Raw genomic sequence first — 22,784 nt, forward strand, 5'->3', positions numbered from 1 at the left:
TCCACAGCTGCCTGTGCGCGGGCCGGTCGGCCCGGCCTGGTTGTCGGGTGCGCCGGGCCCAATGGGTGCAGCACCGGCGGGCTCGTCAGGTCCGCCGCAACCAGGAAGGAAGTGTGCAATGTTCGAAACAACGCTGACCGTGGTCGGCAACATCGTCACCGACCCGATCCGTCGCCGGGTGGGGGAGCACGAGCTGATCAAGTTCCGGGTCGCGAGCAACTCGCGCCGGCGCACCGCCGACGGCAACTGGGAGACGGGTAACTCGCTGTTCATCACGGTCAATTGCTGGGACAAGCTGGTCACCGGGGTAGGTGCGTCGTTGGGCAAGGGGTTGCCGGTGATCGTGGTCGGGCATGTCTTCACCAGCGAGTACGAGGACAAGGACGGCGTTCGCCGGTCATCGGTGGAACTGCGTGCGACGGCGGTGGGTCCTGATCTGGCGCGGTGCGCGGCCCGGGTGGAGAAGATCATTGCCGCCGGACCGGACTATCCGCCTGTTGCGGCCCCCACCGAGGAGGCCGGCAGCTCGGACTCCGCTGGGGATGACGCCGATTCCGACGACGGGTTGGCACTGACGGCCTGACAGCAGCCGACGGCCCGGTGAACGCACCCCCTAGGATGGGCGACGAGCAAATTCGCGAGACCAGGAGGCGACACCGCGGTATGGCTGAGTTCATCTACACGATGAGGAAGGTCCGCAAGGCGCACGGCGACAAGGTCATTCTCGACGACGTCACGTTGAGTTTCCTGCCGGGAGCCAAGATCGGTGTGGTCGGCCCTAACGGGGCCGGCAAGTCGAGCGTCTTGCGGATCATGGCGGGGCTGGACAACGCCAACAACGGTGACGCGTTCCTGGCCCCCGGGGCCAGCGTCGGCATCCTGCAGCAGGAGCCGGAGCTGAACGAGGAGAAGACCGTCCGCGGCAACGTCGAGGAGGGCCTCGGCGACATCAAGGTGAAGCTGGACCGGTTCAACGAAGTTGCCGAACTGATGGCCACCGACTACACCGACGAGCTGATGGAGGAGATGGGCCGGCTGCAGGAGGAACTCGACCACGCCAACGCGTGGGACGTCGACTCCCAGCTGGAGCAGGCCATGGATGCGCTGCGCTGCCCGCCGCCCGACGAGCCGGTCACCAACCTCTCCGGTGGCGAACGGCGCCGCGTCGCGCTGTGCAAACTGCTGCTGTCCAAGCCCGACCTGCTGCTGCTCGACGAGCCCACCAACCATCTCGACGCCGAGAGTGTGCAGTGGCTGGAAGCGCATCTGGCCAGCTACCCGGGTGCGATCCTGGCGGTCACCCACGACCGCTACTTCCTCGACAACGTGGCGCAGTGGATTCTCGAGCTCGACCGTGGCCGGGCCTACCCCTACGAAGGCAACTACTCGACCTATCTGGAGAAGAAGGCCGAGCGGCTGTCGGTGCAGGGCCGTAAAGACGCCAAGCTGCAGAAGCGGCTCCAAGAGGAGCTGGCCTGGGTGCGTTCGGGCGCCAAAGCCCGGCAGGCCAAGAACAAGGCCCGGCTGCAGCGCTACGAGGAGATGGCCACCGAGGCCGAGAAGACCCGCAAACTGGACTTCGAGGAGATTCAGATCCCGGTCGGACCACGGCTGGGCAACCTGGTCGTCGAGGTCGAGCACCTCGACAAGGGTTTCGGTGGGCGGATGCTGATCAAGGATCTGTCGTTCACGTTGCCCCGCAACGGCATCGTCGGCGTGATCGGCCCCAACGGCGTCGGCAAGACCACGTTGTTCAAGACCATCGTGGGCCTGGAGGAACCCGACAGCGGCACGGTCAAGGTCGGCGAGACGGTCAAGCTCAGCTACGTCGACCAGTCCCGCGCGGGTATCGACCCCAAGAAAAATGTGTGGCAGGTGGTCTCCGACGGGCTGGACTACATCCAGGTCGGCCAGACCGAGGTGCCGTCGCGCGCCTACGTGTCGGCGTTCGGCTTCAAGGGCCCCGACCAGCAGAAGCCGGCCGGGGTGCTCTCCGGCGGGGAACGCAACCGGCTGAACCTGGCGCTGACCCTCAAAGAGGGTGGGAACCTGATCCTGCTCGACGAGCCGACCAACGACCTGGACGTCGAAACCCTCGGTTCGCTGGAGAACGCGTTGGTGAATTTCCCGGGCTGCGCGGTGGTGATCTCCCACGACCGCTGGTTCCTCGACCGCACCTGCACCCACATCCTGGCCTGGGAGGGTGACGCCGACGAAGAGGCCAAGTGGTTCTGGTTCGAGGGCAACTTCGGCGCCTACGAGGAGAACAAGGTGGAACGGCTGGGGGCCGATGCGGCGCGTCCGCATCGAGTGACCCACCGCAGACTCACCCGCGACTAATGTGAGGCCGGTAGCGGCGCTGCCGGAACTGACGTGTGGTCAGGAGGGGTGGGGATGACGGGTTCCACCGAGCGGCGAGTAGCCGCATGGACGACGTTTCCCGATCCCGCTCAGCCCCAGGACATCCCCGACTGGGTCGCGGGTGCCTATATCGCCACCTACCGTGGCCCACACAGCGATGCACTGGGCGGCGACGGTCGAGCCGGCGCTGATTCAGCCGGCCGGACTGCGGCCACGGCTGCAGTGACCCCGGCGTTGTTGGCGGCCCACGCCCGGCTGGCGCACTACCGGCCGGCCGGCGAAACCCGGGTCGGCATCTACGCCGCCGACGACGCTGCCGGGTTCGGTCCCGCACTGCAAGCGGTCACCGGGCACGCCGGCATGTTGGTGGATTCCGTCGCGGTCCTGCTGCACCGCCTGGGGGTGGCCTACATCGGCATCATGACGCCGGTGTTCACCGTGCACCGGGATGCGGGCGGCGAATTGCAGAGCATCGAACCGAAATACTCCGAAGGCGATCAGGAACCGGTGGACGGCTCGGCCGGCGCGGAGACCTGGATTCACGTCCAGCTCTCGCCCTCGGTCAGCCGCGAGGCGCTGGCCGAGGCGGAGCGTCTGCTGCCACACGTGATGGCCGACGTCCGTCAGGTCGCCACCGACTCGGCGGCGATGCACGATGCGCTCAACTCGCTGGCCGGTGACGTCGAATCCGACGCGCAAGGGCACTACGCCGCGCCGGACCGCCACGATGTCGCCGCGCTGCTGCGCTGGCTGGCCGATGGGCACTTCGTACTGCTCGGCTACCAGCGTGGGGCGGTGCGCGACGGGCAGGTGCTGGTCGACGACGCCGACCGGCTGGGCGTACTTCAGACGCGTAAATCGGTGCGGCCCATGCTCACCGGCGACAACCTGCTGACCTTGGCGCAGGCCACGGTGCCCAGCTACATGCGGTTCGGCTCACACACCTATGTCGTGGTGATCCGGGAGAACACCGGCGAGGACATCGTCGCGCACCGCTTCGTCGGACTGTTCACCCCCGGGGCCATGAACGCCGACGTCTTCGAGATACCGGTCGTCTCCCGTACGGTGCGTCACGCACTGGCGCTGTCGGAGACCGAGCCCGGCCACCCCGGCCAGCTACTGCTCGACATCATTCAAACCGTGCCGCGCTCAGAGCTTTTCGCGATCAGCTCCGAGCAACTGCTGAACATGGCAATGGCCGTCGCCGATCTGGGTTCGCGGCGCGGAGCGCTGCTGTTCCTGCGCGGCGACCGGACGGGGCGCTTCGTGTCGTGCCTGGTCTACCTACCGCGGGATCGCTACACCACACCGGTCCGGCTGCAGATGGAGGACATCCTGGCCGCCGAATTCGGCGGTGTCGGTGTGGAGTACAGCGCCCGGGTCAGCGAAGCCCCTTGGGCGTTGATCCATTTCATGGTCCGGCTGCCCGATGATCCGAAGGCGCGCACCGTCGACACCTCCGAGGACAACCGGGCGCGGATTCAGACGCGATTGACCGAGGCCAGCCGCACCTGGGCGGACCGGATGGTCGAGGCGGCAGGCGGAACCCCGGCCGAGGGCCAGTCGCAGCACTACTCGGCGGCGTTCGCCGAAACCTACAAGCAGGCGGTCCCGCCGGATGAGGCCGTCGATGACATTGCGGTCATCGAGGAGTTGGGCGACGACTCGGTCCGGCTGGTGGTCTCGGGCTACGGCAAGGACGAGGCGGTCCCACTGACGTGGTTCCTCGGCGGACACGGTGCCTCACTGAGTCAGCTGCTGCCGATGCTGCAGTCCATGGGGGTGGTGGTGCTCGAGGAGCGGCCGTTCACCGTGGACCGCCCCGACGGTCTGACCGTGTGGATTTACAAGTTCAAGGTGTCGCCGCACCCCAGCATCGAGATTCCGGCAACCGGCGCCGAACGCGACACGGCCCAACAACGGTTCGCCGACGGGGTCACCGCGATCTGGGAGGGCCGTGTCGAGACCGACCGGTTCAATGAGCTGGTGCTGCGGGCCGGACTGACCTGGCAGCAGGTGGTGGTGCTGCGCGGCTACGCCAAATATCTGCGCCAGGCACGTTTTCCCTACAGCGAGAGCCACATCGCGTCGGTGCTCAACGAGTATCCGGACACCGCGCGGGCCTTGGTGGCATTGTTCGAGGCGCTGTTCGACCCGTCCCGGCGATCCCGCAGCCGCGATGCGCAGGCGGCGGCCGCTGATGTCGCGGCCGGCATCGACGCGGTGGTGAGCCTGGACACCGACCGGGCGCTGCGTGCGTTCGCTTCCCTGATTCAGGCCACGTTGCGCACCAATTACTTTGTCACCCGCGCTGATTCGGCTCGTGCGCAGAATGTCTTGGCGTTCAAGCTGGATGCCCGGTTGATCGACGAGTTGCCGTTGCCGCGTCCCAAGTTCGAGATCTTCGTCTACTCGCCCCGCGTCGAAGGGGTGCACCTGCGGTTCGGGTTCGTCTCGCGCGGCGGGCTGCGCTGGTCTGACCGCCGCGAGGACTACCGCACCGAGATCCTCGGCCTGGTCAAGGCCCAAGAGGTCAAGAACGCCGTCATCGTCCCGGTCGGCGCCAAGGGCGGGTTCGTGGTCAAGCGCCCGCCGACGCCCACCGGTGACCCCGCCACCGATCGCGAAGCCACCCGCGAGGAAGGGATCGCCTGCTACAAGCTGCTGATCTCGGGCATGCTCGACGTCACCGACAACGTCGACCACGCCACCCGTGCGGTCAGCGCGCCGCCGCAGGTGGTGCGTCGCGATGGCGACGACGCTTACCTGGTGGTGGCCGCCGACAAGGGCACCGCCAGCTTCTCCGACATCGCCAACGACGTCGCGAAGTCCTACGGCTACTGGCTGGGAGACGCGTTCGCCTCCGGGGGATCGGTCGGCTACGACCACAAGGAGATGGGCATCACCGCCAAGGGTGCCTGGGAGTCGGTCAAGCGGCACTTCCGGGAAATGGGGCTCGACACCCAGACCCAGGACTTCACCGTCGTCGGCGTCGGAGACATGAGCGGCGACGTGTTCGGCAACGGAATGCTGCGCAGCGAACACATCCGCCTGCTGGCCGCTTTCGACCACCGGCACATCTTCTTGGACCCCGACCCGGATCCGGCCCGGTCCTTCGCCGAACGCCGGCGGATGTTCGACCTGCCGCGGTCCAGTTGGGACGACTACGACAAGTCGCTGATCAGTGCGGGCGGCGGCGTCTACCCCCGCGAGCTGAAGTCGATAGCGGTCAGCCCGCAAGTCCGGGCGGTGCTGGGTCTCGACGCGGACACCGATGAGCTGACCCCGCCCGCACTGATCCGAGCGATTCTGCGCGCGCCGGTGGACCTGCTGTTCAACGGCGGTATCGGAACCTATGTCAAAGCCGAGTCCGAATCCGACGGCGACGTCGGCGACCGTGCCAATGACCAGGTGCGAGTCAACGGAAACCAAGTGTGTGCCAAGGTGATCGGCGAAGGCGGAAACCTCGGCGTCACGCCGCTGGGCCGTGTCGAGTTCGACCTGGCCGGCGGGCGGATCAACACCGACGCCCTGGACAACTCGGCCGGCGTCGACTGCTCCGACCACGAGGTCAACATCAAGATCCTGATCGACGCCCTGGTCACGCTCGGCAAGCTCGACGTCGCCGACCGGCCGCAGCTGCTGGCGTCGATGACAGACGAGGTCAGTGCGCTGGTGCTGGCCGACAACACCGCCCAGAACGACCTGATGGGCACCAGCCGGGCCAACGCCGCCAGCCTGCTGCCGGTGCACGCCGACCAGATCCGGCACCTGGTCGCCGACCGCGGCCTGAACCGCGAGCTGGAGGCACTGCCGTCGGAGAAGGAGATCGCCCGGCGCGCCGAGGCCGGGCTGGGGCTGGCTTCACCGGAGCTGGCGACGCTGATGGCGCACGTCAAACTGACCCTCAAGGCGGCGGTGCTGGCCACCGACCTGCCGGATCAGGATGTGTTCGCAGCCCGGTTGCCGCAGTACTTCCCGCTCGCGCTGCAGCAGCGGTTCACACCTGAGATCCGCGCGCATCAGCTGCGCCGCGAGATCGTGACCACGATGCTGATCAACGACGTGGTGGACACCGCCGGCATCACCTATGCCTTCCGGATCACCGAGGACGCGGGCGTCGACCTGACCGACGCGGTGCGGGCCTACGCGGCGACCGACGCCATCTTCGGGGTGGGTGAGCTGTGGCGCCGGATCCGCGCGGCCGGTGAGCACGACGGGCTGTCGGTGGCGGTGTGCGACCGGATGACGCTGGACCTGCGCCGGCTCATCGACCGAGCCGGGCGCTGGCTGCTCAACTATCGTCCGCAACCGCTGGCGGTGGGCGCCGAAATCAACCGGTTCGCCGAGCAGGTCAGGCAGTTGACGCCGCGGATGTCGGATTGGCTGCGCGGCGACGACGCCGACATCGTCGCCAAGCACATCGGTGAGTTCCGTGCTCAGGACGTGCCTGAGGACCTCGCCACCGATATCGCCAGGGGCCTGTACCGCTACAGCCTGCTCGACGTCATCGACGTCGCCGACATCACCGACCGCGACCCCGCCGAAGTGGCCGACACCTACTTCGCGCTGATGGACCGGCTCGGCACCGACGGACTGCTGACCTCGGTCGCCCGATTGCCCCGTGATGACCGCTGGCATGCCTTGGCGCGGTTGGCGATCCGCGACGACATCTACAATTCGGTGCGGTCGCTGTGTCTGGACGTGCTGGCGGTCGGCGAACCGGACGAAGATGGGATGCAGAAAATCACCGAGTGGGAATCGACCAACGGGTCGCGAGTGGAACGTGCGCGGCGCACCTTGACCCAGATCTACGAATCCGACCAGCGGGATCTGGCCACGTTGTCGGTCGCGGCGCGGCAGATCCGCAGTATGACCCGCGCCAGCGGCCGGGGCTCGGCGTCATGAGCCCCGGCTTCGTCGCATCGGTTCCGGTCCGCTGGTCTGACATCGACATGTACCAACACGTCAACCACGCGACCATGGTCACCCTCCTCGAGGAGGCACGGGTGCCGTTTCTGTCGCCGGCCTTCGCGGTCGACATCACCGCCGTCGGCCTGCTGATCGCCGAGGTCCGGATCGCCTACAAGGGGCAGCTGCGGCTGACGGACTCGCCGCTGCAGGTGACGATGTGGGTGCCGCGGCTGCGGGCGGTGGACTTCACCATCGGCTATGAGGTGCGTTCGGTGAGCGCCGCGCCCGATTCGAAGCCGGCGGTGATCGCTGAAACCCAATTGGCCGCGTTCAGCATCGACGAGCAGAAGCTGGTGCGGCTTTCGCCGCAGCACCGGGAGTACCTGCAGCGCTGGACGCGCTGAGCCGGCGGGTCAGCCCCCGGTCAGCATGGCGTCGAGCAGTCGGCGCACCACCTTGCTCACCTCGGTGCGCGTCTGGGCGGGGTCGTCTGCTGTTGCGATCAGCATCGCGGCCTCGTCGAGCGCGCCGATCAGAACGTGGGCGAGGGCTCGGACCGGTTGATCGGGTAGCTGCCCCGCCTTTATCGCTTCGCTCAGCAGTTGCTCGGTCATGCCCAGGCTGTAGCGCTGCGCCACGTCGCGAAAGCCGTCCCAGCCGAGGACATTCGGCGCATCGAGCAGGATGAGTTGACGCACCTCGGGATCGTCGGCCACCATCAGCCAGCTTTCCGCGGCCGACCGCAATGCGGCGGCGGGGGTGGTTGCCCCGGAGGCCGCGACGGCTTCGGCGAGTTTAGCCATGACGTCGGCTTCCACGGCCTCCGCGACTGCCAGGAACAGCGCCGCCTTGTCCGGGAATTGGTGATACATCGCGCCGCGGGTCACGCCGGCGGCCTCGGCGATCTCGGGGGTGCCCACGGCGGCGAAGCCGCGTGCGCCCCACAGCCTGCGGGCTGCAGTGGTCAAGGCGGCGCGGGTCGCGGCGGAACGTTCCGCCTGCGTTCGACGCTTGATTTCCGTACAGGGTGTCGGTAAGTTATCGGCAGGTTGCACGTAACTATATTAGGAGGTTCCCATGCCCACCGTTGACATTGACGCCGGAACGATCCACTACGACATCACCGGGCCACCGGACGCCCGTCCGGTGCTGTTCATCCACGGCTACGCCATGGGCTCCTCGTTGTGGGAACCGCTGAGCGCACGGCTGGCAGCGCGAAATCTCCGCTGCATCGCCCCGAACTGGCCGCTGGGCGGGCACCCGTCCGCGCTGCGGCCCGGAGCCGACCGGACGCTGCCGGGCATCGCCGCGATGGTGGACGCGTTCATGGGTGCACTCGGGCTCGAGGACGTGGTGTTGGTCGGCAACGACACCGGGGGTGTGATCAGCCAACTGGTCGCGATCAACCACCCGGACCGGCTCGGGGCGCTGGTTCTCACCAGCTGCGACGCCTTCGAACACTTCCCGCCGCCCATCCTCAAACCGTTCATGCTGGCCGCCAGGACGTCCTTCACCTTCCGCGCCGCGCTACAGCCGATGCGGATGCGCGCCGTCCGCAACCACGGCTACGGAGCGCTGTCACACGCCGACATCGACCACCTGGTGCGCGAGTGGGTAAAGCCACCGCTGCGGGACAAGGCGGTCGCTGAGGACCTTCGCCACGTCACCAGGTCGTTGCACCAGCAGACCACCCTGGACGCCGGAGCGCGTCTTCGTGAGTTCAGCAAGCCCGCGCTCATCGCCTGGTCCGCCGATGACCTCTTCTTTCCCGTCGACGACGGCAGGCGACTTGCCGAGACGCTGCCCGATGCCCGATTCGAACTCATCGAAGGTGCCCGTACCTATTCGATGATCGATCAGCCGGATCGACTGGCAGATCTGGTGGCCGAATTCGCCAGCACCGCAAGCGGACCGGGAGTCCGGGGTCTCCGCTAAGGCGTCCGGTCGTCAAACCAGCCAGGCCGCGGCGTTGGGCGGCAATGCATCGTCGACGGCCGGTGCGCTGGACAGGATCAGCTGGCCTTCGGGCAGAACCACCGGGCGCTCACCGGCGTTGAGCACACACACCAGCCCACCGCGCCGGAAAACCAGCGTTTCCGCGGGCGAATCCAGCCAAACGACCTGCTGTCCGGTGAATTCGGTTCGGCTCCTGCGCAATTCGCTTGCCCGCCGGTACAGGTGCAGGGTCGAGTCGTCGTCCGCGAGCTGCTTGTCGACGGTCAACTGCGCCCAGTCCGGCGGCATCGGCAGCCAGGTGTCGGGATTGTCGGAGAAGCCGAACGCCGGCGCAGTGCCCGACCACGGCATCGGCACCCGGCAGCCGTCGCGGCCACGATTGGTGTGTCCGGAGCGCTCCCACACCGGATCCTGCAATGCCGAATCCGGCAGCTCGACGCCGGGCAGCCCCAATTCCTGACCGTTGTAGATGAACACCGCCCCCGGTAGCGCGAGCAGGATCAGCGCCATCGCCCGCGCCCGGGCCAGCCCGACAGCGCCGCCACCGTAGCGGGTGACCGATCGCTCGACGTCGTGGTTCTCCAGCGCCCAGGTCGGGGTGCCGTCCACCGAGGCGACCGCGGCCAGCGAGTTGTCGATCGCGTCGCGGATGCCGGCAGCGTCGAAGTCGGCTTGGAGCAACCGGAAGTTGAAGGCCAGGTGCAGTTCGTCGGGCCGGATGTATTCGGCGAACAGTGCGTTGTCGTGCACCCAGACTTCGCCGACGGACACCGCGCCCGGATAGTCGTCGAAGACCGCGCGAATCGCCCGGTGGATCCGATGTACGCCGGGCTGGTTGAACCGCGGGTCGTCGTCGCGGTGGGCCAGCAGTTCCACGTCGGTGACGGGCATGTCGGGCAGTCCCGGGGGTTTGGCCATGCCGTGTGAGACGTCGATCCGGAATCCGTCTACGCCGCGGTCCAGCCAGAACCGCAGGGTCTGGTCGAAATCGGCCATGACCTCCGGGTTGTCCCAGTTCAGATCGGGCTGAGTCACGTCGAACAGGTGTAGATACCACTGGCCGGGGCCGTCGGGTTCGGTGACGCGGGTCCAGGCCGGACCGCCGAACACCGACACCCAGTTGTTCGGCGGTAGCTGCCCGTCCGGCCCGCGGCCGTCACGGAAGATGTAGCGAGCCCGTGCGCGGCTGCCCGGCTTATGCGGCGGTCCCAGCTTCGCCTCTCCTTCGTCGAGGCTCGCTGAACCGCCGGGCCCGGAGGCCAGGGCCTCGACGAACCACGGATGCGCCGAACTGGTGTGGTTGGGCACCAGATCCATGGTCAGTTTGATTCCACGTTCATGCGCGGCCGCCACCAGCCGGTCCAGCGCCGCCAGGTTCCCGAAGAGCGGATCGATGTCGCGGGGATCCGCCACGTCGTAGCCGTGATCGGCCATCGGCGACACCGTCACCGGGTTGAGCCAGATCGCGTCGATCCCCAGCCCGTTCAGGTAATCCAGGTGCGCGGTCACCCCGTCGAGGTCGCCGACCCCGTCACCGTTGCTGTCGGCGAACGAGCGGGGATAGGCCTGGTAGAAGACGGCGGCGGCCCACCATGGGTTCTTGTCGGGACTGCTGCCGTGGCCCATCAGATGGGTGCGTTGACTAGAAAGTCGGCTACTGAATGCAGGTAGTCCAACAGTTCACTGCGATGAGCGTCGCCGAGGGTTTCGGTGTCGATCTCATCGACCGCGGTCACCATGCACCGCAGCCAGGCGTCACGCTGCAGTGGGCCGATGCGGTAGGGGATGTGCCGCATACGCAGGCGCGGGTGGCCGCGGCGTTCGGTGTAGGTGCGCGGCCCGCCCCAGTACTGCTCGAGGAACATCCGCAACCGCTCCTCGGCGCCGTCCATGTCGTCGGCGGGGTACATCGGACGCAGGATCGCGTCCTGGGCGACCAGTTGATAAAAACGCGACACGATGGCGTGGAAGGTTTCCGCACCGCCGACGGCGTCATAAAACGAGGGCTCTTCTAACGGCTGCATCGCCCACCATTGTGGGGCATCGCCGATTCCTGCCAATGAACACACAGGAAATAGGCGTGCGACCAGCGTCGAATCATGGTGAACTGTTCCGCGGAGGATCTATGGTGCAGCGCAAGAACCGTCCCCGAAGCCGGATATGAAGCGTCGGGGCCACCGCAACCCCGGTGCCCCCGCGGCGAGCCTGACTGGGCTTGCCGTTGCCCCATGCCTGCACTCGGTCGCCACGTCTGGTTCTGCGCCGGCCGCCGACGCCGCATCGATCTGGACTCGTCGGCGGGTGTTGCTGCTCAATTCCACCTTCGAGCCGTTGACGGCACTTTCGCTGCGGCGCGCCGTCGTCATGCTGATCTGCGGCAAGGCCGACGTGGTGCACGACGACCCGGCCGGCCCGGTCATCCACTCGGCGACCCGGTCGGTGGCGGTACCGTCGGTGATCCGGCTGCGGTCCTATGTTCGGGTGCCTTACCGGGCTCGGATCCCCTTGACCCGCGCCGCGCTGATGCACCGTGACCGGCACAGCTGCGCCTACTGCGGTGGCAAGGCCGACACCGTCGATCACGTGGTGCCGCGCAGCCGGGGCGGCGACCACTCCTGGGAGAACTGCGTGGCAGCCTGCTCGACCTGCAATCATCGCAAGGCGGACCGGTTGCTGGCCGAACTCGGTTGGAAGCTGAGGTTGGTGCCGACGTCACCGAAGGGCCAGCATTGGCGGCTGTTGGCGGTGATCCACGACCTCGATCCGGTGTGGATGCGCTACCTCGGCGAAGGTGCCGCCTGAGCTGGTGGGTTAGGCGTTCTGGGCCACGTGGCGCCGGTACCAGCGACGGCCATGCCAGCGTTGGTAGTGCCACACTGCGGTCGGCAGCATCCCTCGACGGTGCAGCCAGAAGCCGGCGGGCGGATCGAGCCGGGCCGGTTGCCGTTGCAGGGTGATCTCGCCCAGTACGACACCTTCGCCTTCCTCCGCGCGCCGTTCGGCGACGATGGTGCCGTCGGCGTTGGCGATCAAGGTGGCCCCTTCGAAGTGGCCGCGGTACCGCATGGGCAGCCATGGCATGGCGCAGTCCAGGGTGCCGGCATGAGCGGCGTGTACCACTGGCGCGCCCACATACTGGGCGAACAACGCCGCCGACCGTCGTGAGGTGGCTGCGTTGTTGCGTTCGAGGCGGTCGAACAGCGCGTGCGGCATCCACCGTGGAATCGACCACCAGCCCGATCCCGTCATGACCAGGTCCACCCGGCCGCGCAGCCGCCGCACGGTCTGGGTGCGCATCAGCTCCCAGCACACCGCCGCCCCGACCGGATATTCGCCCGCGTCGAGCACACCGTCGTCGTCGCCAGCGGTATAGAACGAGTTCTCCCACATGGTGGGCAGATCCTTGTCGTGCCGCCCCACCACACCGTTGGGGCCGGCCAGCACGTAGGCGTTGCGGACGTGGCCGTCGGAATCACGGCACAGGAATGACCCGCCGACCAACGCCCGATGCCGGCGGGCCAGTGTGGTGAGAAGCTCGGTCGCCGCACCGTCGGGAGGCAGCGCCGCGGTGGCCAGCGATGGCGCGAAACCAATCCCGGTGGTGAAGAATTCCGGCAGGGCGATGATTTCGGCGCCGGCGCGTCCCGCTTCGTCGGCGAGACGTTCGCAGGCGGCCAGGTTGGTGGGAATGTCGCCGAGTACCGCCTCTAACTGGACTGCCGCTGCCAGGACCATGCGTCAAACATAGTCGGCCGTGATCACCGCCTCCTCACGTCGGCCCGGGTTCCCGCACCCTCAGATCAGCGGTGGGATACGGTCTACGGCGTGAGTGTGTTGTCATTCCTCGGCTACTTCGTCGGTATTCCGGCATTGCTGGTCTCGCTGCTGGCAGCGCGGATCTGGTCGCAACAAAAGGGGCCGCGCGCGGCCGTCTATCAGATGGCCGACAGCTGGACGCATCCGCCGATCCTGTGGGCGGCGACCGATGAGGTCGTCGGTGGCGGACACGGTCACGGTAAGTCCGAGTTCAGTGTGGGGGGTGGAGCCAGTGGCAACTGGTGAGGTCTCGACGATCGATCCGGCGGACTTGCCGTACGGGTCGGCGATCACTTACAGCGGTCGGGTATCCGGGGTCACCGAGCCCGGCGAGGCATCGCTGCACTATCCGTTCCCGGTCAAGAAGCTGGTGGCCCTCGATGACGCGCTGACCTATGAGTCACGGGCGTGTAAGGCCCGTTTCGCCGCCTACATCGGTGATCTGGGCTCCGACACCGCCGCGCGTGCTCACGAGATCCTGGCGAAGGTGCCCACCCCCAACGAAGCGGTGCTCGTCGCGGTCTCACTGGACCAGCGGGCCATCGAGGTGGTCTACGGCGCCGGCGTGGGTGCTCGCATAGCCCCGGTGGCGGCATCGCAGGGTGTGGCGGCCGCAGCCGCCGCGCTGCGTGACGGCGACCTGATCGACGGCCTGGTCAGCGCGGTGCGGGTGCTCAGCGCCGGCATCACTCCGGCCTAGCCCCTGCCTTTTCGGTCACGAGCGTGGCTGGGGGTGGCTCCCGCCGGTCGGGGAGTCCCGGTCGACGCACTCGCGTTGCCGCCCTATCGGCTTCGCCGGCGCACCGCAGCTGGCTGGCAAACCTCGACCGGCGAGCGGTCGCACCGCAGGTGGTGGCCGACATCGTCCGACAGCAGCTCCTGACCCGCGACAGCTTCCGTGCTCTCGACGCGATGGAGCAGATCACCGACCCGCACGGTAAGACGTTCTTCGTGATTCCCCGCGGTACCGGCGGCAACGAAGCCCGTCACGCCGCTCTGCTGACCTACCTTCTCAACGCCGGCACCGGCTACGGCGGGACCGGTAGTCGCAACGACTTTCCCGAGACACCGTACGGCGTCGCTGAGATGGGACGGATCATCGAGCGGCAGAACGCGAATCGCTGGAGCTACGACGCCGTCCGGTCCATTTGCAGCACCGGCGGTTGCCTGGTCACCACCCCCAATGGAGTGCTGATGGGATTGGGCGGCAACCGAATCCACGCCCAGCTCAGCCGCCGAGCCGGCACAATGTGGGGTGACCTGTTCATGGTCAACGTCAGCCGTGGCTCCGATCCGGCGCGCAGGCTGCGAGACATCGTTGAATCCGGACGGACCTCACGCGCCGGCCCCGATCTGGACAGGCTGCTGCATCACGAGGAGATCCACGCCCAGCAGTGGGCCGCCCTGGGGCCGATACAGATGCCGGCGCGCTATCTCGCCGAGGAGGCCAGGGTGCGGATCCTCGGCGGCACCAACAGCTTTGAGAGGAACGCCGGGTTGTCCGACGGCGGTTACCGGTGAGCCGGCCCCAGTCCTGCGCGGGTCAGGCTGTGTGTGTCCAAGCGGCGTCTCTTCAACTGGCGTCGAAGGCCCGTGCCCGCAGCGACCGCTCCACCCCGGCCCGGCCCTCCAGCACCAACCGCCGAAGCGCCGGCGTTACGGCGGGATCGGCCAGGAACGCGTCGGCGGCGTCCAAACCGGCCTGGCTGACGTCCCATCCGGGGTAGAGGCCCACCACCACGGTCTGCGCCACCTCGCTGGACCGCCGCTCCCACACGCCGGGGATCGCCGCGAAGTAGCGTGCGGTGAAGGGTGCCAGCAGGTCGCCCTGCCCGGGCTGCACGATCCCGGCGATGATCGACCGGCCGGTGATGTTGGCCAGCGTGTCGTCCTCGATCACGGTCTGCCAGGCCGTCTCTTTGACCGCCGACTGCGGCCGTGCCGCCGAGGCCTGGGCGCCGTGGCGTTTGCCGGCCGCGGTGGGGTCGCGTCGAACCTCGGCATCGATCGCCTCGGAGTCGAGTACGCCGCCGCGGGCCAGGGCCACCACGATCCGCCAGCGCAGATCGGTGTCGACCGCCAGCCCCGCCAGACCCTGATCCGCCGGATCGGCCTCCAGCAGCGCGGCCAGCACCGCGGTGTGCTGTTCGGCCAGCACCGACGTGCACAGCGCGTTGACGTAGGCCAGCTGGTGATCCGAGCCGCCCTCGGCGCCGCGGGCCAGCTCCAGCAGCCGGTCGGCGAACGCCGGCCAGCCGTGCTCGGCCGCCCAGCGCGGTTCGGCGTAGTACCCCAGTGCGGTCTGCGCCTGCAGCAGCAGCCGCTGGGCGACCCCGACTTCCGTCTCGGCACCGATGCCGCGTTGTACCAGCGCGAGGAAATCGCGGGCACGCAACTCGGCCTCGCGGGTCATCTCCCAGGCCGCCGACCACACCAAGGTCCGCGGCAACGGCTCGGCGATATCGGCGATGCGTTCCAGCGCGGTCGCCAGTGACTCCGGATCCAGGCGTAGGGCACAGTAGGTGAGGTCGTCGTCATTGACCAGAATCAGCTTGCCTCGCGAAACTCCAACCAGCCCAGGCACTTCCGTACTCGGCCCATCGATGTCCAGCTCCTCGCGGTGCACCCGCACCAACCGGCCGGAGCCGGCCGGGTCGTCGCCGTAGATGCCGACCGCCAAGCGGTGCACCCGGGTCTCCCCGGCGCCCGGGGCGGCACCATTCTGGGCCACAGCGAACCGGGTGAACTGCCCGTTACCGTCGACATCGAAGTCCGCGCGCAAGGTGTTCAGGCCGGTGGTCTTGAGCCACTGGCGGCCCCAGTCGGACAGATCGCGGCCGGATGCCTTCTCTAGGGCGGACAACAGGTCATCGAAGGTCGCGTTGTCGAAGGCGTGCGCGGCGAAGTAGTCACGCAGGCCGGCCAGGAAGTGTTCCAGTCCGACGTAGGCCACCAGCTGCTTGAGCACGGATGCGCCCTTGGCGTAGGTGATCCCGTCGAAGTTGACTTCGACGGCGGCCAGGTCGGGGATGTCGGCGGCGATCGGATGCGTCGACGGCAGTTGGTCCTGCCGATAGGCCCACGACTTCTCGGCGTTGGCGAATGTCGTCCAGGCGCTGGTGTATTCGGTCGCCTCGCTTTGGCACAGCACGGAGGCGAACGTCGCGAACGACTCGTTGAGCCACAGGTCGTCCCACCAACGCATGGTGACCAGGTCGCCGAACCACATGTGCGCCATCTCATGCAGCACGGTCTCGGCGCGTCGCTCGTAGGACGCCCGCGTCACCTTGCTGCGAAAGACATAGTCCTCCAAGAACGTCACGGCTCCGGCGTTCTCCATCGCCCCGGCGTTGAACTCCGGCACGAACAGCTGGTCGTACTTGCCGAACGCGTACGGCGTGCCGAAGTTGCGGTGGTAGAAGCCGAATCCCTGCTTGGTCTCGTTGAACAGCCGCTCGGCGTCCATGTGCTCAGCCAGCGAGGCCCGGCAGAACAGACCAAGCGGGATCTCGCCGTGCTCGTCGCGGTAGACCTCGGTCCATTTCGCGTACGGGCCGGCGATCAGCGCCACCAGATAGGTGCTCATCTTCGGTGTGGTGGCAAAGGTGTGCAGGCCGTCGCGCACTGCGCTCGTGGCGCCGTTGGAGACGACCTGCCAGTGCTCCGGCGCGGTGACCGTGATGTCGAAGGTGGCCTTGAGATCGGGTTGGTCGAAACACGCGAACATCCGTTTGGCGTCGGCGGTTTCGAACTGGGAGTACAGGTACACCTCGTCATCGACCGGGTCGACAAAACGGTGCAGGCCCTCGCCGGTGTTGGAGTAGTAACAGTCGGCGTCGATTTCGACGACGTTGTGTTCGGCCAGGCCATCCAGTGCGACGCCGATCGACTCGTCGTAGCCCGAGACATCGAGCGAGCGGCCATTGAGGGTGGCGCTGCGGACAGTCGCGGCGGCGATATCGATGGCGGTGTCGGCGCCGGGCAGGGCGTCGAAGGTGACGGTTGTGATGGAGCGGAAGGTGCGTTCGCCCGGTTTGCCGTTGCCGTCGGTCAGGTCCAGCGCGATCCGGTAGTTGTCGACGGTGACCAGAGCGGCCCGTTCGGCGGCCTGGTCGCGGGTGAGGTTAGGAAGTGCCACGCCCGCCTACAGTAGCCGCCGGACGGTGCGGGCGGACTCCAGACCGAGTTTAATGAGGACCATGCTCATCGCCGGCCTGACATTCACCGTGCTCGCTGCGATATTGCACGTGTACATCTTTCTGTTGGAGTCGATGAGTTGGACGTCATCGCGCACCCGAGCCGTGTTCGGCACTACCGCCGAGGAGGCTGAGACCACCAAGGCGCTGGCATTCAACCAGGGTTTCTACAACTTGTTCCTGGCCATCGTCACGGCGGTCGGTGTCGCCGCAGTTTCCTTGGGGAACAACGCCGTTGGACTTGCTCTGATCTTCGCCGGGGTGGGATCGATGTTGGCAGCGGCAGTGGTGCTGGTGGCGTCGTCACCCGACAAGGCCCGTGCCGCCGTCGTCCAGGGTATTTTTCCGGCGCTCGCCATCGCGCTGCTGGCGCTGAGCCTGTAGTGGTCGGGAACACCGACCGGTCTGCCGGAGTTGTGCTCAACGAAGTCTCCACCATCGGCTGAGAGGAACACCCCATGCCCGTGAAATCACGCGCCGAGTTCTGGTTCGACCCGCTGTGTCCGTGGTGCTGGATCACCTCGCGGTGGATTCTGGAGGTCGAGAAGGTCCGCGATATCGAAGTCACCTTCCATGTGATGAGTCTTGCCGTGCTCAACGAGGGCCGCGACGACCTCTCCGAGGAGTACCGCGAGGGCCTGAAGAATGCGATGGGTCCGGTGCGGGTGGCTATCGCCGCCGAACAGCAGCGCGGCAACGAGATCCTGCGCCCGCTCTACACCGCGATGGGGACCCGGATCCACAATCAGAACAACAAGGACTTCGGCGACGTCATCGCCGGTGCGCTGGCTGAGGTGGGCCTGCCGGCCGAGTTGGCCGACGCGGCCACCACCGACACTTATGACGAGGCACTGCGCAAGAGCCACCACGCCGGGATGGACGCCGTCGGCAAGGATGTCGGCACCCCGACCATCCACGTCAACGGGGTGGCGTTCTTCGGCCCGGTGCTTTCCCGCATCCCGCGCGGCGAGCAGGCCGGTGAGCTGTGGGACGCGTCGGTGACATTCGCGTCCTACCCGCACTTCTGGGAGCTCAAGCGCAGTCGGGCCGAGGCGCCCGAATTCGACTAGCCGGTCACGGTTCCCGCGAACGTTCGTAGTCGTACCTCGTCCCGCGGCGTGTCGTGGGCAAACCCGCACGCTCGCGGGGGAGGAGCCGGCGGGGTCTGAGACAATGACTGCCATGCGCGTCTACCTCGGCTCCGACCACGCCGGCTACGAGCTCAAAGAGCAGATCATCGAGCACCTGCGGCAGGCCGGTCACGAGCCGGTCGACTGCGGGGCCTACGCCTACGACGCCGAGGACGACTACCCGGCGTTCTGCATCGCCGCGGCATCGCGGACCGTGGCCGACCCGGACAGCCTGGGAATCGTGATCGGCGGATCCGGCAACGGGGAACAGATCGCGGCCAACAAGGTGCCCGGGGCACGATGCGCGCTGGCGTGGAGCACCGAAACCGCGCAGTTGGCCCGCGAACACAACAACGCCCAGCTGATCGGCGTCGGCGGCCGGATGCACTCCGTCGCCGAGGCGATCGCGATCGTCGACGCATTCCTGAGCACACCGTGGTCGAAAGCCGAACGCCACCAGCGGCGCATCGACATCCTGGCGGCTTACGAACGCACCCACGAGGCACCGCCGGTACCCGGCGCCCCGGCCTGACCCCGAACAGACTGGCCTGACATGCCGGAGGGGCACATCCTGCACCGGCTGGCACGGTTGCATCAGCGCCGCTTCGCCGGCGCCCCGGTGGCGGTGTCCAGCCCCCAGGGCCGGTTCGAGTCCGGGGCCGCAGCCGTCGACGGAAGGCAGCTGACCCGCGCCGAGGCCTGGGGAAAGCATCTGTTCCATCATTACGCCGGCGGCGCGATCGTACGTGTCCACCTCGGCATCTACGGCCACTTCACCGAGTTCCACCTAACCGAAGACGGGGTGCCCGAACCGGTCGGCCAGGTCCGGATGCGCATGATCGGCGCCGAGTACGGCACCGACCTGCGCGGCCCGGCGGCCTGTGAAGTGGTCGACGAGGCGCAGGTTGCCGACGTGATCGCGCGGCTCGGGCCCGATCCGCTGCGCGGGGACGCCGATCCGGCGCTGGCCTTCAAGCGAATCAGCAAGTCCCGCAGACCGATCGCCGCGTTGTTGATGGACCAGTCGGTGCTCGCCGGCGTCGGCAACGTCTACCGCAGCGAGGTGCTGTTCCGGCACCAGATCGATCCGTACCGGCCCGGCACCGCGCTCGGCGAAGCGGAATTTGACGCGATCTGGGCCGATCTGGTGGCGCTGATGAAGGTCGGGCTGCGGCGCGGCAACATCGTCGTGGTCCGGCCCGAGGACGATCACGGCGCACCTGCGTACGCACCCGGCAAACCACGCACCTACGTCTATCGCCGCGCCGGCGACCCCTGCCGGCTGTGCAAGACAACGGTGCGCACCGCGGAACTGGAGGGCCGCAACGTGTTCTGGTGCCCGGGCTGTCAGTCCTCGACGGCCGGTCTGGGACGGATCGGTACCCCCAGGGCCCGGTAGATCTCGTTGGACAACACCACACTGCGCGGATCGGCGTTGGCCTGGGTGTGGTCGAACCGGTTCATCACGTAGCCGTAGCCGATCCGGTGCTCCAGATCGACGAACGCGAACGAGCCGCCCAAGCCGCCGTGACCGAAGATCCGCCGGTTGGGTCCGTTGACCCCCTGGGCGTTGAGCATGTAGCCCAGGCCCCAGCCGTGCTCGGCGACCCGGGACCCGAGCACCAGATCGGTTTCGGTGCCGCCCTGCAAAACCCGGAGCCGATCCATGGTGGGACGGCTGAGCAGCTTCTCCTGCACCAGTCCGTTGTAGAAGGTGGCCATGCCCAGCGCCGAGACCTGGGCGTTGGTGCCGGGGAACTCCAGTTGGCGCCACAGGGTCAGGTCGTTGGTGGCGATCTCGTCGTCGGGGGCGAAGCCCATCGCCACCGCAAGCCCCGCCTTGGAATGGTCGTCCAACGAGGTCGGGCGCTTCGGCGCGCCGGCCGAGGCCAGCATCTCCCGGATCGTGGGCTTGCCCACCGGATCGGCGCAGCGGTAGGCCTGCTGGTCGGCCGGTACGCCGATGTGCACCTCGGCGCCGAGCGGACCGGCGATCTCACTGCGCAGATACTGGCCCACCGTCACACCGGTCACCCGCCGAACGACCTCGCCGATGATGAAGCCGTAGGTCGTCATGTGGTAGCCCTGGGCGGCGCCCGGCCGCCACCACGGTTCGGCGGCGGCCAACCGCTCGCAGACCAGATCCCAGTCGGTGACATCGCGCCAATGCATCGGTTCGCGCGGCCCGATCGCCCCGGAGCGATGCGCGAGCACCATGGCCAGCGAGATGTCCTGCTTACCGGCCCGGCCGAATTCCGGCCAGTAGTGGGCCACCGGGGCGCGCAGATCCAGTGCGCCGGCCTCGGCGAGTCGGTGGACACAGGTGCTGGTCAAACCCTTGGTGCCGGACAACACGGTGCTCAGCGTGTCTTCCTGCCAGGGGCGCAGGCCCTCGACGTCCGCGGAGCCGGCCCACAGGTTGACGACGAGTTCCCCGTCGACATATGCCGCGACGGCAGCGCCGAGCTCCTCGCGCAGCGTGAAGTTGCGCTCGAACTCGTACCGCACCCGCTCGAAGCGCGGCGAGCACGACCCATGAATCTGGACGTGCTTTGTGCCGCCCATTGGCGTGCCTTCCTGCCAGGGAAAATCCCCGTTTCGAGCGGGCGACGGGAATCGAACCCGCGTAGCTAGTTTGGAAGACTAGGGCTCTACCATTGAGCTACGCCCGCAATATCCAGGGCAGACTGTACCGGCGTGGCCGACCTCAAATCCAACTGGCACTGATCTCGCGGCCACGTGGCACGGGCGGCTGTGTTGCCGCAGTCGCCGGGCCGTAGGATCGCCTGGTCAGTGCGGGGTGTAGCGCAGCTTGGTAGCGCATCCGCTTTGGGAGCGGAAGGCCGCAGGTTCAAATCCTGTCACCCCGACCAGCAGCGCGCGCCGCACCGGCACGACCGACCGTCAACGATTATCGAGGAGTACGCCCGTGAAGAGCACCGTCGAGCAGCTGACCCCCACCCGGGTTCGCATCAACGTGGAGGTGCCGTTCACCGAGTTACAGCCGGATTTCGACCGGACCTACAAGCAGCTCGCCCAGCAGGTGCGGATGCCCGGCTTCCGGCCGGGCAAGGCGCCGGCCAAGCTCATCGAGGCCCGCTTCGGCCGCGCCGCGGTGCTGCAGCAGGTGGTCAACGAGGCGCTGCCCAGTCGTTACAGCGAGGCGGTCACCAGCTCGGAGCTCAAGCCCCTCGGTCAGCCCGACATCGAGGTCACCAAGCTCGAGGACGGTGACCAGATCACCTTCACAGCCGAGGTCGACGTGCGACCGGAGATCGCGCTGCCCGACCTGGAGCAGCTCAAGATCAGCGTGGACCCGATCGAGGTCGGTGACGACGAGGTCGACGCCGAGTTGGACTCGCTGCGCGCCCGGTTCGGCACGCTGACCGGTGTGGACCGGCCGGCCGCCGAAGGCGACTTCGTCTCGATCGACCTGGATGCGACGGTCGACGGTGACGTGGTTGAAGGGGCCGCCACCGAGGGGATGTCGCACGAGGTCGGATCGGGTCAGCTCATCGAAGGACTCGACGACGCGATCGTGGGCCTGTCGGCCGGTGAGAGCAAGACCTTCACCACCACGCTGGCTGCCGGCCCACAGGCCGGCAAGGACGCCGAAGTCACCGTGACCGTGCAGTCGGTCAAGGAACGCGAGTTGCCGGAGGCCGACGACGAATTCGCGCAACTGGCCAGCGAATTCGACACCATCGGCGAACTGCGCGAAAACCTCACCGAGCAGGTGGGCCGGACCAAGCGCATCCAGCAGGCCGAGAAGGTCCGCGAGGCGACGCTGGCGGCCCTGGTCGAGCAGGTCGAGATGCCGCTGCCCGATGCCGTGGTGCAGGCACACATCGACAATGCACTGCACAACGCGCTGCACGGTCTCGACCACGACGAGAACAAGTTCGCCGAGTCGCTGGCCGAGCAGGGGTCCTCGCGCGCCGAGTTCGACGCCGAGACCCGCGCTGAGGCCGAGAAGTCCGTCAAGACGCAGCTGTTGCTCGACGCGCTCGGCGACGAGTTGGAGATCCAGGTGGGGCAGAACGACCTCACCCAGCACCTGGTGCTGATGTCGCGTCAGTACGGCGTCGCGCCTCAGCAGCTGATGCAGTTCCTGCAGCAGAACAACCAGCTGCCCGCGGTCTTCGCCGACGTGCGCCGGGGGATGGCGCTGGCAGCGGCGGTGCGCGCCGCCTCCGTCAGCGACACCGACGGCAACGCGATCGAGACCGCCGAGTTCTTCGGTAACGCCCCCGAAGCCCCCTCCGCGGACGACGAGGCTGACGGGACTGACGGGGCTGACGGGACAGTGGCGGCTGCAGACGACTTGGTCGAAGCCGAGGCGGCATCCGACGAGTGACGCTGTAAGCGAACGAAGCCGGTTCTGGCCGCCTACAGCGGCGCCGGTTGGTTA

20 protein-coding genes and 2 tRNA genes are annotated in these 22,784 nt (G+C 67.6%); 15 read left to right on the forward strand and 7 right to left on the reverse strand.

What is annotated here, in order from left to right; all coding sequences use genetic code 11:
* Positions 1 to 118: 118 nt before the first annotated feature.
* The 4 genes from ACZYY4_RS03385 (at position 119) to ACZYY4_RS03400 (ending at position 7,679) form a co-directional block, all read left to right on the forward strand.
* A complete protein-coding gene (locus ACZYY4_RS03385) occupies positions 119 to 583 on the forward strand; it encodes a single-stranded DNA-binding protein (RefSeq protein ID WP_463808044.1) in 465 nt (154 codons plus the stop codon).
* 80 nt (positions 584 to 663) lie between these two features.
* Positions 664 to 2,340, forward strand: coding sequence for an energy-dependent translational throttle protein EttA (ettA, locus tag ACZYY4_RS03390; RefSeq protein WP_463808045.1), 1,677 nt, complete (start codon positions 664 to 666; stop codon positions 2,338 to 2,340).
* Between the two features lie 54 nt (positions 2,341 to 2,394).
* Positions 2,395 to 7,269, forward strand: coding sequence for an NAD-glutamate dehydrogenase (locus ACZYY4_RS03395; protein ID WP_463808046.1), 4,875 nt, complete (start codon positions 2,395 to 2,397; stop codon positions 7,267 to 7,269).
* A complete protein-coding gene (locus tag ACZYY4_RS03400; protein ID WP_463808047.1) occupies positions 7,266 to 7,679 on the forward strand; it encodes an acyl-CoA thioesterase in 414 nt (137 codons plus the stop codon). The genes ACZYY4_RS03395 and ACZYY4_RS03400 overlap by 4 nt, the downstream gene beginning before the upstream one ends.
* Before the next feature lie 9 nt (positions 7,680 to 7,688).
* Here ACZYY4_RS03400 and ACZYY4_RS03405 read toward each other — a convergent pair whose 3' ends face one another.
* Positions 7,689 to 8,330: a TetR/AcrR family transcriptional regulator gene (locus tag ACZYY4_RS03405; RefSeq protein ID WP_463808048.1), complete on the reverse strand. Its 642-nt coding sequence runs from the start codon at positions 8,328 to 8,330 to the stop codon at positions 7,689 to 7,691.
* A gap of 22 nt (positions 8,331 to 8,352) precedes the next feature.
* Between ACZYY4_RS03405 and ACZYY4_RS03410 the strand changes: the two genes are divergently transcribed.
* A complete protein-coding gene (locus ACZYY4_RS03410) occupies positions 8,353 to 9,210 on the forward strand; it encodes an alpha/beta fold hydrolase (RefSeq protein ID WP_463808049.1) in 858 nt (285 codons plus the stop codon).
* Positions 9,211 to 9,222: 12 nt separating this feature from the next.
* On the opposite strand, the gene ACZYY4_RS03415 is transcribed toward ACZYY4_RS03410, so the two are convergent.
* Both ACZYY4_RS03415 and ACZYY4_RS03420 read right to left on the reverse strand, forming a co-directional pair.
* Positions 9,223 to 10,857 (reverse strand): glycoside hydrolase family 13 protein, encoded by a 1,635-nt coding sequence (locus ACZYY4_RS03415; protein WP_463808050.1) that lies wholly within the window; start codon positions 10,855 to 10,857, stop codon positions 9,223 to 9,225.
* A complete protein-coding gene (locus ACZYY4_RS03420; protein WP_463808051.1) occupies positions 10,857 to 11,255 on the reverse strand; it encodes a globin in 399 nt (132 codons plus the stop codon). The genes ACZYY4_RS03415 and ACZYY4_RS03420 overlap by 1 nt, the downstream gene beginning before the upstream one ends.
* Before the next feature lie 136 nt (positions 11,256 to 11,391).
* Between ACZYY4_RS03420 and ACZYY4_RS03425 the strand changes: the two genes are divergently transcribed.
* Positions 11,392 to 12,033 (forward strand): HNH endonuclease, encoded by a 642-nt coding sequence (locus ACZYY4_RS03425; protein ID WP_463808052.1) that lies wholly within the window; start codon positions 11,392 to 11,394, stop codon positions 12,031 to 12,033.
* Between the two features lie 9 nt (positions 12,034 to 12,042).
* On the opposite strand, the gene ACZYY4_RS03430 is transcribed toward ACZYY4_RS03425, so the two are convergent.
* The gene (locus ACZYY4_RS03430; RefSeq protein ID WP_463808053.1) at positions 12,043 to 12,966 is read right to left on the reverse strand and encodes a carbon-nitrogen hydrolase family protein; all 924 of its coding nucleotides are present in this window, start codon (positions 12,964 to 12,966) and stop codon (positions 12,043 to 12,045) included.
* A gap of 90 nt (positions 12,967 to 13,056) precedes the next feature.
* On the opposite strand from ACZYY4_RS03430, the gene ctaJ reads away from it, so the two are divergent.
* The 3 genes from ctaJ (at position 13,057) to ACZYY4_RS03445 (ending at position 14,568) form a co-directional block, all read left to right on the forward strand.
* Positions 13,057 to 13,293 (forward strand): aa3-type cytochrome oxidase subunit CtaJ, encoded by a 237-nt coding sequence (ctaJ, locus tag ACZYY4_RS03435; RefSeq protein WP_463808054.1) that lies wholly within the window; start codon positions 13,057 to 13,059, stop codon positions 13,291 to 13,293.
* On the forward strand, positions 13,280 to 13,747 hold the full coding sequence (locus tag ACZYY4_RS03440) for a DUF5130 family protein (protein WP_463808055.1): 468 nt from the start codon (positions 13,280 to 13,282) through the stop codon (positions 13,745 to 13,747). Before ctaJ ends, ACZYY4_RS03440 begins: the two co-directional genes overlap by 14 nt.
* Before the next feature lie 152 nt (positions 13,748 to 13,899).
* Positions 13,900 to 14,568 carry a hypothetical protein gene (locus tag ACZYY4_RS03445; protein ID WP_463808056.1) on the forward strand — a complete coding sequence of 223 codons (669 nt, stop codon included), beginning with the start codon at positions 13,900 to 13,902 and terminating at the stop codon, positions 14,566 to 14,568.
* Positions 14,569 to 14,620: 52 nt separating this feature from the next.
* Here ACZYY4_RS03445 and pepN read toward each other — a convergent pair whose 3' ends face one another.
* A complete protein-coding gene (gene pepN / locus ACZYY4_RS03450) occupies positions 14,621 to 17,185 on the reverse strand; it encodes an aminopeptidase N (RefSeq protein WP_463808057.1) in 2,565 nt (854 codons plus the stop codon).
* Positions 17,186 to 17,246: 61 nt separating this feature from the next.
* Here pepN and ACZYY4_RS03455 point away from each other — a divergent pair, with 61 nt between their 5' ends.
* From ACZYY4_RS03455 to ACZYY4_RS03470, 4 genes are all read left to right on the forward strand, one after another.
* Entirely contained in the window at positions 17,247 to 17,627 is a 381-nt protein-coding gene (locus ACZYY4_RS03455) for a DUF1304 domain-containing protein (protein WP_463808409.1), read from the forward strand.
* Between the two features lie 74 nt (positions 17,628 to 17,701).
* Positions 17,702 to 18,313 carry a mycothiol-dependent nitroreductase Rv2466c family protein gene (locus tag ACZYY4_RS03460; RefSeq protein ID WP_463808058.1) on the forward strand — a complete coding sequence of 204 codons (612 nt, stop codon included), beginning with the start codon at positions 17,702 to 17,704 and terminating at the stop codon, positions 18,311 to 18,313.
* A 112-nt stretch (positions 18,314 to 18,425) separates the two neighbouring features.
* Entirely contained in the window at positions 18,426 to 18,905 is a 480-nt protein-coding gene (locus ACZYY4_RS03465) for a ribose-5-phosphate isomerase (protein ID WP_463808059.1), read from the forward strand.
* 21 nt (positions 18,906 to 18,926) lie between these two features.
* Positions 18,927 to 19,772, forward strand: a complete 846-nt coding sequence (locus ACZYY4_RS03470; protein ID WP_463808060.1) for an Fpg/Nei family DNA glycosylase — start codon at positions 18,927 to 18,929, stop codon at positions 19,770 to 19,772.
* Here ACZYY4_RS03470 and ACZYY4_RS03475 read toward each other — a convergent pair.
* A complete protein-coding gene (locus ACZYY4_RS03475; RefSeq protein WP_463808062.1) occupies positions 19,721 to 20,938 on the reverse strand; it encodes a serine hydrolase domain-containing protein in 1,218 nt (405 codons plus the stop codon). The genes ACZYY4_RS03470 and ACZYY4_RS03475 overlap by 52 nt on opposite strands.
* Positions 20,939 to 20,974: 36 nt before the next feature.
* Positions 20,975 to 21,045: transfer RNA gene (locus ACZYY4_RS03480), tRNA-Gly, on the reverse strand.
* A 124-nt stretch (positions 21,046 to 21,169) separates the two neighbouring features.
* Here ACZYY4_RS03480 and ACZYY4_RS03485 point away from each other — a divergent pair.
* Both ACZYY4_RS03485 and tig read left to right on the forward strand, forming a co-directional pair.
* A tRNA-Pro gene (locus ACZYY4_RS03485) sits at positions 21,170 to 21,246 on the forward strand.
* A gap of 56 nt (positions 21,247 to 21,302) precedes the next feature.
* Positions 21,303 to 22,730, forward strand: a complete 1,428-nt coding sequence (tig, locus tag ACZYY4_RS03490) for a trigger factor (protein WP_463808063.1) — start codon at positions 21,303 to 21,305, stop codon at positions 22,728 to 22,730.
* The last annotated feature ends 54 nt before the right edge of the window (positions 22,731 to 22,784 follow it).

Source organism: Mycobacterium sp. IDUB_21 (assembly GCF_055419425.1).

Coding starts and splice junctions, on each gene's coding strand:
- ACZYY4_RS03460 (WP_463808058.1), top strand. CDS start 17,702: ATGCCCGTGAAATCACGCGCCGAGTTCTGGTTCGACCCGCTGTGTCCG.
- ACZYY4_RS03415 (WP_463808050.1), bottom strand. CDS start 10,857: ATGGGCCACGGCAGCAGTCCCGACAAGAACCCATGGTGGGCCGCCGCC.
- ACZYY4_RS03475 (WP_463808062.1), bottom strand. CDS start 20,938: ATGGGCGGCACAAAGCACGTCCAGATTCATGGGTCGTGCTCGCCGCGC.
- ACZYY4_RS03400 (WP_463808047.1), top strand. CDS start 7,266: ATGAGCCCCGGCTTCGTCGCATCGGTTCCGGTCCGCTGGTCTGACATC.
- ACZYY4_RS03425 (WP_463808052.1), top strand. CDS start 11,392: ATGAAGCGTCGGGGCCACCGCAACCCCGGTGCCCCCGCGGCGAGCCTG.
- ACZYY4_RS03455 (WP_463808409.1), top strand. CDS start 17,247: ATGCTCATCGCCGGCCTGACATTCACCGTGCTCGCTGCGATATTGCAC.
- ACZYY4_RS03395 (WP_463808046.1), top strand. CDS start 2,395: ATGACGGGTTCCACCGAGCGGCGAGTAGCCGCATGGACGACGTTTCCC.
- ACZYY4_RS03420 (WP_463808051.1), bottom strand. CDS start 11,255: ATGCAGCCGTTAGAAGAGCCCTCGTTTTATGACGCCGTCGGCGGTGCG.
- ettA (WP_463808045.1), top strand. CDS start 664: ATGGCTGAGTTCATCTACACGATGAGGAAGGTCCGCAAGGCGCACGGC.
- ACZYY4_RS03430 (WP_463808053.1), bottom strand. CDS start 12,966: ATGGTCCTGGCAGCGGCAGTCCAGTTAGAGGCGGTACTCGGCGACATT.
- ACZYY4_RS03385 (WP_463808044.1), top strand. CDS start 119: ATGTTCGAAACAACGCTGACCGTGGTCGGCAACATCGTCACCGACCCG.
- ACZYY4_RS03470 (WP_463808060.1), top strand. CDS start 18,927: ATGCCGGAGGGGCACATCCTGCACCGGCTGGCACGGTTGCATCAGCGC.
- ACZYY4_RS03410 (WP_463808049.1), top strand. CDS start 8,353: ATGCCCACCGTTGACATTGACGCCGGAACGATCCACTACGACATCACC.
- ACZYY4_RS03465 (WP_463808059.1), top strand. CDS start 18,426: ATGCGCGTCTACCTCGGCTCCGACCACGCCGGCTACGAGCTCAAAGAG.